Source organism: Pseudopontixanthobacter vadosimaris (assembly GCF_012979275.1).
In the GTDB taxonomy this organism is placed as follows: domain Bacteria; phylum Pseudomonadota; class Alphaproteobacteria; order Sphingomonadales; family Sphingomonadaceae; genus Pseudopontixanthobacter; species Pseudopontixanthobacter vadosimaris.
On sequence record NZ_JABASZ010000012.1, the window covers coordinates 25,425 to 38,237 of the forward strand.

The window sequence follows — 12,813 nt, forward strand, 5'->3', positions numbered from 1 at the left end:
CGGATGAAACGCATCTTCGATTTCTGCGCCAGCTTGCTCGGGCTGATCATACTGGCCCCTTTGATGGCAGTCATAGCCGTGCTGGTCAGGGTCGACAGCCCCGGCCCTGTCCTGCACCTTTCCAGACGCTTCGGGCGCGATGCCACTTTGTTCGACATGCCGAAATTTCGGTCGATGAAGACCGGCACGCCCAATCTGCCGACTCACAAGCTCGAGAATGCGGAAAGTCATGTCACCAGGCTCGGCCGTATCCTGCGCAAGACCTCGCTTGATGAATTACCGCAACTCTGGAGCGTCCTGAAAGGCGACATGAGCTTTGTCGGACCGCGGCCCGCCCTCTTCAATCAGGATGATCTGATGGCGATGCGCCGGGAAGCCGGTGTCATCGGCCTTGTTCCTGGCATCACCGGATGGGCGCAAATCAACGGCCGCGACGCATTGTCTCTCAAGGCGAAGGTCGCCTTCGAACGCGAGTATGCTTCAAAACGAAGCCTTTCCTTTGACTTGCGTATCATTGCGCTGACCATCATCCGGGCCGTCCGGACCGATTCCATCGCCCACTAGGGTCTGGTCCGTGCTGCGAAGATCGTCCGCGAACGCCTGCCCCAGATAGGCGCGTGCGTAATTCCTCCACACGGTCAGGTTCTCGAACCGTTCCGCCACCCAGCTGCGCGCTCCGACATAGGCGGCGCGGAAGCCGGGCCTGTCATCGGCAGCCTGGCGAATGAAGCTCTCGCAGGCATCAAGATCGCCGAAAGGAACAAGCTTGCCGGTTACGCCAGGTTGTACATTGTCCTGAATGCCGACCACATCGAAGGCCAGAACCGGCAATCCGCACGCCGCAGCTTCGATGACAACATTGCCGAATCCTTCGCGATGGCTGGGCAGAAAGGCCAGGTCGGCCAGACCCAGCCAGTCCTGCAGGCGATCGGTATGATCGAGATGGACTACGCGCTGGTCTGCGCGCCTGCGAATCCGCGCCATCAGGTCATCGGTTTCGGGCCAGCCGATGAAATACCAGTGAATATCGCTGCGGTCACCCAGCCGGTCGATGAGGTCCAGCGCCTCGCCGATGCCCTTGTCCGGCACGATGCGCCCCGGAACGACAATGACGAAGCCTGCTTCCGGTACATGCATGTCTGCCCGAAGCGAGGTTTTTTGCGCAATGTCCAATTCGCGGAACCTGGCAAGATCGACGCCATTCGAAGAGCCGTGGCCAAGCACGAGAGCCTTGGCCCCCAGCCTTACGCCGTCTTCGCCAAAGGCCTGGCGCAGTGAATTGCTGATGAAGATGACTTGCGTCGACAGGGCAAAACTGATCCGGTCCATGCCGAGGAAGATTTTCCGCACGAAACCGGTCTTGGTCTCGTAGGCACGGCCGCGCACGAAGCTGAGGCGGCGGCGCTGCCCGGTCAGTGCGGAAGCAAGGCTTCCCAGAAACATGGCCTTGGGCGTCGAAAACACCACCGCATCATATCGCCTGACGATCAATCGCGAGATCAGGGACATCAATGCCAGCAGATCCCATGCCACGCTGGGTTCGCGGCGGAAGGGGATGTGAATGACGCGGCCGACATCCCGCTCGCGAAGCCTGGTCAATTGCGCGGCAGTCCCCTGGCAGTAGAGGTCCATTTCGATGCCGAGGTCCTTGAAATATTCCAGCTGATCGCGGCTGAGTACGTTGAATGCATAGGCATCCGTAACAATCAGGGCCAGGCGGGGTCGCCCCGCAATTTTCGCTTCTTCCATGAATTCGCCAGTTTTCCGCTTTGCTATAAGTCGGAGAACGGCAAGGCGTAGGCGACCGCAGCGAAGCGCGCAACATGACACTCGCCTTGCCTAAACCGCCATGCATTCGTAATGGGCGGGATACTCCGCTTCAAACAACTTAGGTAAGTGATGTCAGAAAAGGTCTGCGTGATCGGGCTTGGCTATGTGGGGCTACCATTGGCGGTCGCGCTGGCCAGGGATGTCGAGACTCATGGGTTCGACGTGGACGAAGGCCGGGTTCGGGAACTGCTCGCCGGGCATGATCGGACCAATGAGATAGAAGAGGGCCGGCTGCGCTCCTCCGCTCTGCAGATCACGGGCGATGCTGGCGATCTTCCGGCGGCAGATTTCTACATCATCACGGTACCGACGCCGATCGACCGTGCCAACAACCCCGATCTGAGTATTGTCGAGAGCGCCAGTCGCAGCGTAGGCAGATTGCTGCCTGCCGCAGTGGCGGCAGGCAAGAAGCCGATCATCATCTATGAGAGTACCGTCTATCCCGGCGTGACCGAGGATATATGCGCGCCCATCATCGAGGCGGCTTCGGGGCTGGTGTGGGGCCAGGACTTCTTCCTGGGCTACAGTCCCGAGCGGATCAATCCGGGCGACAGGGAACATACGATCGACAAGATCACCAAGGTGGTTTCCGGCGATCGACCGGAAACGCTGGACGCCGTGGCCGCCCTTTACGACCGGGTGACCACCGGCGGCACCTTCCGCGCGGCATCCATAAAAGCAGCGGAAGCGGCAAAGGTGATCGAGAATGCACAACGCGATATCAACATCGCCTTCATCAACGAGATCACCCGCATCTTCGGATTGATGGATCTGTCCGTCTGGGACGTGCTGGATGCCGCCAGGACCAAGTGGAATTTCCTGCCTTTCCAGCCGGGGCTGGTCGGTGGACATTGCATCGGGGTCGATCCGTATTACCTGGCCCATCGCGCCCGGGAGGTCGGGCACGATCCAGCGGTCATCCTGGCGGGCAGATCCGTCAATGACACCATGCCGGACTACATGGCGCGGCAGCTTTCGAAGGCGGCAGGTCCGGACGCCCGAACGGCTCTTGTTCTGGGCCTGACCTTCAAGGAAGACGTGCCGGATCTGCGTAACAGCAAGATCGTCGATCTGGTTGCATCGTTGCGATCGCACCGGCTCGACGTCACTGTTCACGACCCCCTCGCCGATCCGCAGGTCGCGCAGGAGCATTGCGGAATAGTCCTGTCGAAGGACGCTCTTTCCAAAAAGTTCGATCTGGTCGTCCTGGCGGTTCCCCATGCCGAATATCTCGAAATGGGTGCCGACCGCCTGAAGGCGCTCGCGACGGAAAAGGGCGTCGTGGCCGATTTGAAGAATTCCTTCGCCTGCGAAGATTTCTGGACTTTATGAGGGACGCGGCATGAAAAAGGTTCTGGTTACAGGCACGGCGGGATTTATCGGGTTCCATCTTGCCAAGCATCTGCTCGATGAAGGATTTCACGTGGTCGGTTATGATGGACTGACCGATTATTACGACGTTCGCATCAAAGAGCGGCGGCACCAGATGTTGCTGCAAAACCAGAATTTCTCCTGCAATGTCGGAATGCTTGAAGATTTCGACAGCCTGCATGCGATGGCGATCGCAGAGCAGCCCGACATCATCGTCCACCTCGCCGCCCAGGCGGGCGTAAGATACAGCCTCGAAAATCCCCGGGCTTACGCGGATGCCAATCTGATCGGCACCTTCAATGTCATGGAAATCGCGCGGGAGCTGGAGGTCGATCACCTGCTGATGGCCTCTACGAGCTCCGTCTATGGTGCAAATGAGGACATGCCATTCGACGAGCGGGAGAAGGTCGACACTCCGCTCACCTTCTACGCCGCCACCAAGATGGCGAACGAAGCGATGGCGCACAGCTATGCCCACCTCTGGAACCTGCCGATTACCATGTTCCGTTTTTTCACCGTCTATGGACCCTGGGGACGGCCGGACATGGCGTTGTTCAAATTTACCAAGGGTGTTTTGGATGGCACCCCCATCGACATCTACAATCACGGCGAAATGTTTCGCGACTTCACCTTCGTGGCCGATCTGGTCCGGGGCATCCGCCTGCTGATCGATGCCGTGCCCCAGCGTCCTGAAACCAGGGACGATATTCCGTCCTACGACAGCCTGTCGCCGGTTGCGCCCTATCGTGTCGTGAACATCGGCAATTCGGACAAGGTTCGCTTGATGGATTTCGTGGAGGCGATCGAAGCTGAATGCGGCCGCAAGGCAATAAAGAACTTTCTTGGCATGCAGAAAGGCGACGTGCCCGCAACCTGGGCCGATGCGACCTTGCTCAAGGAACTTACCGGCTATCAGCCCCAAACCGACGTGCGCGAGGGCATTCGCAAATTCGTCTCATGGTACAGGGATTATTATCAGGTCTGAACCGCCGCATCGGCCTGCGCGCCCTCAATCGAGCGCAAGGTCTGCTCAATTGTCGCGTCTGTGGACAAATTCCGGGACCAGTTGCTTGAGGAGAGCGAGTGCTTCTTCCCGATCCGCGCAGGAAATCAGCTGCCTGGTGATCGAGGTGATGGCATCCTTGTCGAGGTAGTGCTCGTTAGCCTTTCTGATGCGCTCGTGCCCGGTTCTGGATGGTGAATCCCCGATCAGGAGTTCCTCATACAGCTTTTCGCCGGGCCGCAGTCCGACCTCGACGATCTCGATGTCGCCGTCCGGTCTGGTCTGGTCTCGCACCGTCAGACCGGAAAGCTGTACCATCGTCCGGGCCAGGTCGGCAATCAGCACGGGCTTGCCCATGTCGAGGACGAAGACTTCCCCCCCAACGGCCATGCCGGCCGCCTGGATGACCAGGTTGGCTGCTTCCGGGATGGTCATGAAATAGCGTGTGACCCGCCGGTCGGTAAGGGTAATGGGCCCGCCTTCGCGGATCTGACGGTCGAAAAGCGGGACCACCGACCCGCTCGATCCGAGCACATTGCCAAAGCGTACCATGGAAAAACGGGTTGCAGCGCTGCGTTCGGCAAAGGATTGCAGCACCTGTTCCGCGCCGCGCTTCGTAGCACCCATGACGTTGGTCGGGCGCACCGCCTTGTCGGTACTGATGAGGATGAAATCCTTGACTCCGGCTTGATCGGCCGCGCGCACAATCTCGTAAGTGCCGCCGATGTTGTTCCGGATCCCTTCGAGTGGATTGGCTTCCACCAATGGCACATGCTTATACGCCGCAGCATGAAATACCGTGTCGATGGCGTAGCGCTCGAACACGGCCTGAAGCTTCATCCTGTCACGTACCGACCCTAATATGGGTACGATTTCGCAATCTTCGGCACCTTTCCTCGCCCTGAGCTCCCTTTCGATCTGATAAAGCGAAATTTCCGATATCTCGAAAAGAAGCAGCTTGCTCGCGCCGATATCGACGATCTGCCGGCAAAGCTCGCTCCCAATCGAACCGCCCGCACCGGACACCATCACGCATCTTTGCCTGATGGTTCGTGTCAACAGTTCCTGATCGGGCGAAATCGGGTCGCGCCCCAGAAGATCCTCGATCTGCAGCGGGCGGATGTCGTCGATCGACACATTGCCATCAATAAGATCGAGAGTACCGGGCAGAGACCGCACCGTCACCTTCGCGCTGGCCAGATCCTGCACGATGCGGCGGCGTCGGCGGCGGCTTGCACTCGGCATGGCCAGCAGGATATCGTCTATACCCAGGCGATTGATCGCTTCGGGCAGCGACCTGCGTGCGATGACCGGCAACCCGTCGAGACGGTGATTTATCAGGCCATCATCGTCATCCACAAAGCCCACCACCTTGGTCGAGGGTTCGGCGCGAAGCGAATTTGCCAGTTGCTGCCCGGCCAGACCCGCACCATAGATCAGGGATCGCCGCCTGCTTCCGCCATACTGCCCCCGCCGCAGCACGTCGGTTATGCTGTAACGGATGAGAATCCGCACGAGGCATACGAAAACGAAGAAGAAGATGGGCTGCAGGATACCAAGGGTGCGCGGAACGCCGTCAACGCCGAAAAGTGTGAACACGGCGAAAATCAGACCGCCGTAAACGATGAACGCGCGCACCAAGGTCACCAGCATACCGATACCGGCAAAACGGAAAATCGTGCGGTAAATGCCGAAATACACGAATATCGGCGGCGCCAGGAGCAACGAAACGGCCAGCATGACCTGCACGGGTTCGGGCCATAGGGCCCACTGATCCATGCGTAGCGAATATGCGACCCATGTCGCCGCGATCAGCATCGCGAAATCGATCAACGCTACGGCAATCTGCTTCGTCCGGCGCGAAAGCCCGCTCAGCTTCTCGAGAATCCGGATCAACGATCGCTCGATCCGGTTGCGCCGCGTGAGCGGGGGCACACTGCTCGTCGGTCCACTCATCGCACGAACCTTGTCATTCCATCAGGGGCAGCCCGGCAGTCTGCCGCAGGGCTCCGGTAACCGCCGGAGGGTACACCAGGCGAACCGAACACATCGGGCAAGCTAGTCAGGTGATCGTCAAATAGGGGCAAGGCTCGCGAACCCGTCAGATTACATGATCAGAAAGCATCGGCAGCACATGAGGGAGGCATCAGGCATCGTCAATGATAGCATCCGGCCACGGCTGGACTTTGCCGGGGTTTGTTCATAAAGGCGAGCAGCCCCGACGCAACCAGGCGTTCGTAAACGGAATCCTTGCAATGCAAATCGCTACCAAAGGCAGCTTCAGCCGCCGTCGCACCCTTGTCACGGGCGGCGCGGGCTTTCTTGGCTCTCACTTGATTGACCGCTTGCTTGATCGCGGGGACGAGGTGCTCTGCGTTGACAATCTGTTTACCGGTCGCAAGGAGAACCTGAGCCATCTGGCAAATGAACCGCGTTTCGAGTTCATGCGCCATGATGTCTGCTTCCCCCTGTTCGTCGAAGTGGATGAGATCTGGAACCTGGCCTGCCCTGCCTCGCCGATCTATTACCAGCACGATCCCGTTCAGACCACAAAAACCAGCGTTCATGGCGCGATCAACATGCTGGGCCTGGCAAAACGCCTGAACTGTCGCATCTTCCAAGCTTCCACGAGCGAGGTCTATGGCGACCCGGCCATTCATCCGCAAACCGAAGCCTACTGGGGCAACGTGAACCCGATCGGCATCCGCAGTTGCTATGACGAGGGCAAACGCTGCGCGGAAACGTTGTTTTTCGATTATCATCGCCAGCATGGCCTGGACATCAAGGTGGCCCGAATCTTCAACACTTACGGACCACGTATGAATGCGGTGGATGGCCGCGTAGTGTCGAACTTGATCGTACAGGCCATCGCAGGTGAACCGATCACGATCTATGGTGAAGGAGAGCAGACGCGCAGCTTCTGCTATGTCGATGATCTGATCGCCGGTTTTCTGGCACTGATGGAGAGCGAGAGCGGCTTTACGGGACCCGTCAATCTTGGCACTCCCCGCGAATTCACCATTCGGGAACTGGCTGAGATGGTCATCGAGAAAACCGGCTCCCGCTCGCAACTGACGTTCGAGCCCTTGCCTCAGGACGACCCGCTGCAGCGCAAGCCCGATATTACCCTGGCGCGCGAGCGACTGGGATGGGAACCCGAAGTGAAGCTGGAGGACGGGCTCGACCGAACCATAGCCTATTTTCGCAACATCATGTCATCTGCGGCAGGCTGAAGGCTGCGGACCTTCAGCTTGCACCGGTCAGTCATTCGCCTGGCCGGCAGGCTCCGCTGGTGCGAAGATTGCCGTTCTGATCCGCCGCCGCTTCGAACGGGCGGTCCGTGATGAGGCGATTACCCGCAACGACACCGCCAAAGACCCGTTGCAACCATATTCCGCGACTGAAATTGGCTGCACTGTTCCCGCAGATGCGAACATCGGAAAAACGGCGCGTACCCCGCCCGTGATCATCCAGAAAGCGGATAGCGATCGCTTTTGCACTGCCTCTCCCGTCCAGCGCGTTGTCGGCAATCGTCACCCCCGTCATCCCGTCAGCAGGGGCGCGTATGAAGATCCCATAAGCGAAGCGGTTGCGAAGTCCGCTGACACGATTGCCGATGATCCTGATATTCTCGAAGCGACCTCCGCCCGCCTGCGGCTGGTCCGGACCGATAAAGATGCCGATCGCGGATGACGTTTCGATGATATTGTCAGCGATCGTAACGTCGCTGAAACGCGCGGTATGGCTAAGCGTCGATATGGCAATGCCGTTTGCCCGTGCACCGACGATCCTGTTGTCACGAATTGTTGCCCCCAGGAGGCCTGCGCCGCCACCTGCGGTCAATTGCATATTGCCGCGCACTTCGTTGTTCGTGACGGTGATGTTCCTGCTCGGACTCTGCGTTGCGGAAAGTTCGACTGCCCAGCGATCCCCGCGGCCGCCCTGGAAATCACGCTCGATAAAGCAGTTGTCCGCGATGGTAATAGCACTGGAGCCGCGGCCCCGGAACCCGATAGCGCGATAGTATTCAGGAGCAGCAGCGTAATCGAATTCGATCCCTCGCACCGCTACATCGTCTGCTCCATCAAACAGAAACATGATCTGCCCGGACTTCTGACCCTGGCGGCGCAGGACCGACCGGCCGCACCCTTCACCCGCCAAAGTCACGCCCGACGGCATTCGCACCGGTTGCGCGATTTCGAAAGTGCCCGAAGGGATACGCACGCTGTCTCCGGACTGCGCCTGGCGCAGGGCGCGCTTGAGCGCGGCGCTATCGTCGTTCCCGTCGTTCGCACGCGCGCCGAATTCGCGAATGTCCAGTTGCGCAGCCGATGCGGGCGAGGCGAAAAACATGGTACCAAGAAGACTTGCGGCGAACGCTCCGGTGAAGCTCTTACCAATGATGTTCATGCGCTTTGTTATCGAAACCTGCCTTTCGTATGAATGAACGGTGCCCTTGTTGATTGCATTGCAAGTCGGCTTGACTGGCTCCGTTCGAGGCGATGGATTCCGTACCCCGTCCAGCCTTCGCCAAAATGACGCTAACCCGACTTCGCCAGCCCCAGACGTTTCCGAATCCCGAAACCGCGTATCGGGCTGGTTAGCAACCGAAAAGACCGGGAAAGATTGCCTCTTATGCGATTTTTCACCGGAATGCGGCGACCAAGTCCTTCTTCGATCGTATGGCGACATGGCGTGCATTTACCACACGCTTGCCCATGTCGGTCTGGATGATGACAGAACCAGGTCAATTCCATCAAATCTGCGAATCCATGTTCGCGTGCCTTTGTGCCCATTCCCTTCTTGGTCATTTCCACGAGGGGAAAATCGAACGATTCAAACAGTTTTAGATCGGGAGAGGATGGGTTCTCTATGAGCCGATAAACACCGCCATCCTTTTCCAGATCTCCCATCAGGTAATCCAAAGGCCTATCATCTTCATGAAGTGCCATTTCCATTCTGACACCAAGTTGTTTCGCCATTCTGGCCAAATCGGGATACTGCCCGCCAAGATGTCCGCTGCGACGCAGGTTTGCGAGAGCTTTGTCGAACCACGGGTCGGGTTTGATGTCTTCCGGACGCACGACGATCGTTTCGAGAATGAGCGAACGGATCGCAGGAGACTTTTCTTCGATCGCACCCTTGATCGCCTCCATCGCCGCCCACTCAGCTTCGGTAGACTGTCGATTGGGCGTCATAAAATAATAGGGCTGGACTGTCCGCCCCTGAACCACAACCAGGTCCAACAGTCGATAAGTTGAGTCCCAACCACTAGTCCAAAGGAGATGGGCGATTTGCCCCTGACGTTGGCCTTGGTCGTCGGCTCCGACCTTTGCGGGCATATCTGAGATCCTTGATTCTGAACTTGGTATGTTAATGAAGCGGCTTGCCGAAGCGGTAATACCGACTTTATTTTTGCAGGTAAACCCGAACGGGCGGAGGTTATGCTACGCGTCGCTCTTCTGCATTTACGTTCAATCGATGTAGAACCAGCCATCCGCTACAGGCATGAAGACAGAGCATGGCTGAAGAGTAGACGAATACCACGTCGAACAAAGTGTAGTTCAGGCTCGGCAAATACCCAAAAACTGCTAGTACAATACACAGGCGAAAACCGTTTATCGCCAAAAGCAACTTTTGTTCTCTGAGTAGATCAAGCAGACGCATGATCGGCGCTGCTACCAGGCTTGAAAACAGGACGAGCGAAAGAAGCTCTACGAAACGTCCAGCTTCTGCCCATTTCGAGCCGAAAAGTAGAACGGAAGCTTCCTGACCGACAAGCCACATCATAGCGGCGATCGGTATCCCCACGAGGAGAAGGCGCTTTATGGTAGCTATCGTTATGGCCTTGATCTCGCCAATCCGCTTCAATCCGATAGAAGCGATTTCCGCATAGAACGCCTTGCTCAGACTTCTGACGATCAGCGTCGATGGCACGGCGATCATTGAGATCGCCAAGCCATACTGGCCGGCCAGAGCAGCGCTGTATCGCCCCGCGACCAGAATAACCGGCAATTGCAAAGAGCCTGCCAGCAGAGCCTCAGCGGGCAGACGATGCAGCGCGAAACCGCGATAAAGTCGAGCAGCCTTACCCATACGTAGCTTGCCGGAAATACCACGGAACTCCGTCGCATAGCGCGAAAGAAGCATACCGCACCCGCCAGAAAACGAAACGATCTGGCCTAGTAGCAGCCCAATGGGGCCGGCAATCAATACACCCAGCGAAACCTTGATCGCGGATCCCGAAAAGGATTGATAGACGGACGCCCTGGCGAGAGGACCATAGTCCTTCCTTCGGGTCGACCACGCGGATAAAATTTCAAAAATCGTGGAAGCCACTAACCCGATTACGATTACATACCAGTAAGGTATCAAAACTTCCATCGAGAGCGCCGATAGTATTATCGGCGCGAACATCCACATAAGTACAGAGACTATTAAACCGTTACCCAGCACCAGAAGGAAACTTAGCGCTACCAGACTGAATGCGAGCCTATCCCGCCTCGGCAGGGGGATCGCCACCGGGTACCGCAATGAGACGAACGGACTCAGGAGCATTATCAAAGCCGTGAAAACGGATAGGGCTCCAAAATCGGCTGGCTCATAAATCCGCGTAAGGATAGGGATCGCCACGAGACCTATCACTCTACCACCGAGGACCCCGCCCGAAAGGGTAGCCATGCCGCGGAAGACAGATCCTGATACACCGGTAAAAATAGGAAGACGGTAGAACCAATCAAGCATGCGGCCCAGTAAGCGCACATCACACGCCAGTCACGCAATTTTTTTCGGCGCACCGCATCGTAAATGCGCCATCTTTCCCGCTCCAACGAACCTCGCCTGACTGATCCGATTAGACGTTTCGCTCTCTACAGCCGATTCAAGAGACTGCAGAAAACGAGCCGATTCGAGAGCCAGCAAATCAAATATTACGCAATCGTTTCGAGATATACCGGCTTCAAATCATCTCTGCCAAGAAAATCAGCGAGCTGATACCATTGGGGGGGGCGATGATCATGCTTGACAAAACTTCCATCGGGAAGGAAATAGCCAGGACAATCCGCGATTACTTGGCCTTTCGTGGCGTAATTCATTTCGACCAGCATCGGCCGAGGCCGATTAAGAAAGTCATAGACCATCATCGGATATCGGTAGCGCTTTGAAAGCTCGTGCGCGAGACCGAGTAACTGAGGATCGCCACTTTCTATATCAAAATCACGCATTCCACTACCACTGGCACGGAAATCGTTCTTTCGATTACCTCTTCGATAATAAAATGCCCGCGCTCCGATGGTCACAATTCTGTGATCACATTCGTTACCCTTGGCAAACTCCTGCAACAGAAGGCAATTACTCGTAATGGGCTTCTGCCGCTGGTAGTTAAACTTCAACCGCTCCGCAAAAGTCGGATCCATATACCCATTGACGGTTTTACCGCGAAACAAGCGCTCGGCGACACGATCGAGCTGCTGCTCACTTCTGATAAGCATAACATTTGCCGAAGACGCGCCTTCGATCAGCTTGCCGACGACTGGATACGTTCCTTCTCGAGACTTCCAGTTGGCCAGATCTTCTTTGCCGAATACCGGGGTGGTTTGCGGAGAAGGAATGTCGTTCGCAGAATAGAATGCAGCAAGCTTGAGTTTGTCGCCACAAAACTGAAACGAGTTATAGTCCGGCATGCACTTTACACCCCGAGCCTCCAGTATCGGCAATATAGCGTGCCCAATACTCAGGTCGGGCTCGTTACCCTTGAACCTGGCTATAAAATGCGTAATTCTATCAACTTTTTTCCAAAATTCGGTGTTGTCATACCTGACCGATACGTACGGAATTCCGTTCTCTTCTAATACTTTCTTGTAGACATCTACGTAAGAAAATGCAAGTTTTCGGCCATTAATAAACTCTTCTTTTTCACTATCGAGTTCTAGAATAGCTATTTTCATCTGCCTGGCCTCGAAGGTGTCGGAATTTTGTCTGAACCAAAATGTATTCATTTTACCTTCACTTTTCCAATTAAAATGAATGAAGGTTTTTACCACTGATGGTGGTTCAACTGCTCTATGCCCCAAAGTCGCCGCAAGGTTGTGAAATGGTGGCAAACCCGGGTCTGAAACTTTTAGCTCGTGCGCCTACTGCCATTTGAAGCCGGCGGACCTAACAAGTTCACTATGGGAACCGCAGAGTAGCGGGCTAGCTAGACCACGCTCCCAATCAAGCGCCGGCGACTAGCGAAGGGGGGCTGAACTTGTCAACGGGAAAGCGTCGCTCAGCAAAGTCCGGATTTTGTCCAGATCGCACGACACTGCGGCAATCCGCCGCGCCCGAAAACGCGCACAAGCTGACCTTACGTATTTTCGTTGCGACCGACTACCATGGAATGCGCGAAACGCCACTTTCCGCATTGCACGCGCCGATTGAACACCAATTCCGCTGAAATGGTGCCGCGCCTTAACGTTTAATTGAGGTGGTCCCGGCTCTTTGGACAGGTTGGCGGCGAAGTTAAGCTAATCCTTGATGTGATTATGCCGCCGTTCTGGTCATCAGATCATGGGGGGCATGCCCCCCATGATCTGAAGCGTCGATCCACCTATATGCCTCTGCCGGGG

At 56.6% G+C, this 12,813-nt stretch carries 10 protein-coding genes; 4 read left to right on the forward strand and 6 right to left on the reverse strand.

From position 1 onward, the window contains the following. The first annotated feature begins 3 nt into the window (after window positions 1-3). Window positions 4-564, forward strand: a complete 561-nt coding sequence (locus tag HG250_RS02160) for a sugar transferase (RefSeq protein WP_170002391.1) — start codon at window positions 4-6, stop codon at window positions 562-564. Here HG250_RS02160 and HG250_RS02165 read toward each other — a convergent pair. Beyond that, window positions 481-1,749, reverse strand: a complete 1,269-nt coding sequence (locus tag HG250_RS02165; RefSeq protein WP_170002393.1) for a glycosyltransferase — start codon at window positions 1,747-1,749, stop codon at window positions 481-483. The two genes, HG250_RS02160 and HG250_RS02165, sit on opposite strands and share 84 nt — an antisense overlap. Window positions 1,750-1,899: 150 nt before the next feature. Between HG250_RS02165 and HG250_RS02170 the strand changes: the two genes are divergently transcribed. Both HG250_RS02170 and HG250_RS02175 read left to right on the forward strand, forming a co-directional pair. After that, window positions 1,900-3,162 (forward strand): nucleotide sugar dehydrogenase, encoded by a 1,263-nt coding sequence (locus tag HG250_RS02170; RefSeq protein ID WP_170002395.1) that lies wholly within the window; start codon window positions 1,900-1,902, stop codon window positions 3,160-3,162. Between the two features lie 10 nt (window positions 3,163-3,172). Next, window positions 3,173-4,186 (forward strand): GDP-mannose 4,6-dehydratase, encoded by a 1,014-nt coding sequence (locus tag HG250_RS02175; RefSeq protein ID WP_170002397.1) that lies wholly within the window; start codon window positions 3,173-3,175, stop codon window positions 4,184-4,186. 45 nt (window positions 4,187-4,231) lie between these two features. On the opposite strand, the gene HG250_RS02180 is transcribed toward HG250_RS02175, so the two are convergent. Then, window positions 4,232-6,160 (reverse strand): polysaccharide biosynthesis protein, encoded by a 1,929-nt coding sequence (locus HG250_RS02180; protein ID WP_170002399.1) that lies wholly within the window; start codon window positions 6,158-6,160, stop codon window positions 4,232-4,234. Between the two features lie 203 nt (window positions 6,161-6,363). Here HG250_RS02180 and HG250_RS02185 point away from each other — a divergent pair, with 203 nt between their 5' ends. After that, on the forward strand, window positions 6,364-7,437 hold the full coding sequence (locus tag HG250_RS02185; RefSeq protein ID WP_240956859.1) for a UDP-glucuronic acid decarboxylase family protein: 1,074 nt from the start codon (window positions 6,364-6,366) through the stop codon (window positions 7,435-7,437). Between the two features lie 31 nt (window positions 7,438-7,468). Here the strand turns inward: HG250_RS02185 and HG250_RS02190 are convergent, their stop codons facing one another. The 4 genes from HG250_RS02190 to HG250_RS02200 form a co-directional block, all read right to left on the reverse strand. Further along, window positions 7,469-8,614: a glycosyl hydrolase family 28-related protein gene (locus tag HG250_RS02190; RefSeq protein ID WP_338103826.1), complete on the reverse strand. Its 1,146-nt coding sequence runs from the start codon at window positions 8,612-8,614 to the stop codon at window positions 7,469-7,471. A 131-nt stretch (window positions 8,615-8,745) separates the two neighbouring features. Continuing rightward, window positions 8,746-9,546, reverse strand: coding sequence for a 7-cyano-7-deazaguanine synthase (locus HG250_RS12875; protein WP_240956860.1), 801 nt, complete (start codon window positions 9,544-9,546; stop codon window positions 8,746-8,748). Between the two features lie 100 nt (window positions 9,547-9,646). Next, window positions 9,647-10,948 (reverse strand): oligosaccharide flippase family protein, encoded by a 1,302-nt coding sequence (locus tag HG250_RS02195; RefSeq protein ID WP_170002403.1) that lies wholly within the window; start codon window positions 10,946-10,948, stop codon window positions 9,647-9,649. 185 nt (window positions 10,949-11,133) lie between these two features. Beyond that, window positions 11,134-12,276, reverse strand: coding sequence for an ATP-grasp domain-containing protein (locus HG250_RS02200; protein ID WP_170002405.1), 1,143 nt, complete (start codon window positions 12,274-12,276; stop codon window positions 11,134-11,136). Between the last annotated feature and the right edge of the window lie 537 nt (window positions 12,277-12,813).

What these genes read in the sequence shown, in the direction of transcription:
- HG250_RS02190 (WP_338103826.1), bottom strand. Translation starts at nt 8,614, where the DNA reads ATGAACATCATTGGTAAGAGCTTCACCGGAGCGTTCGCCGCAAGTCTT.
- HG250_RS02195 (WP_170002403.1), bottom strand. Translation starts at nt 10,948, where the DNA reads ATGCTTGATTGGTTCTACCGTCTTCCTATTTTTACCGGTGTATCAGGA.
- HG250_RS02175 (WP_170002397.1), top strand. Translation starts at nt 3,173, where the DNA reads ATGAAAAAGGTTCTGGTTACAGGCACGGCGGGATTTATCGGGTTCCAT.
- HG250_RS02180 (WP_170002399.1), bottom strand. Translation starts at nt 6,160, where the DNA reads ATGAGTGGACCGACGAGCAGTGTGCCCCCGCTCACGCGGCGCAACCGG.
- HG250_RS02165 (WP_170002393.1), bottom strand. Translation starts at nt 1,749, where the DNA reads ATGGAAGAAGCGAAAATTGCGGGGCGACCCCGCCTGGCCCTGATTGTT.
- HG250_RS02160 (WP_170002391.1), top strand. Translation starts at nt 4, where the DNA reads ATGAAACGCATCTTCGATTTCTGCGCCAGCTTGCTCGGGCTGATCATA.
- HG250_RS02185 (WP_240956859.1), top strand. Translation starts at nt 6,364, where the DNA reads ATGATAGCATCCGGCCACGGCTGGACTTTGCCGGGGTTTGTTCATAAA.
- HG250_RS02170 (WP_170002395.1), top strand. Translation starts at nt 1,900, where the DNA reads ATGTCAGAAAAGGTCTGCGTGATCGGGCTTGGCTATGTGGGGCTACCA.
- HG250_RS12875 (WP_240956860.1), bottom strand. Translation starts at nt 9,546, where the DNA reads ATGCCCGCAAAGGTCGGAGCCGACGACCAAGGCCAACGTCAGGGGCAA.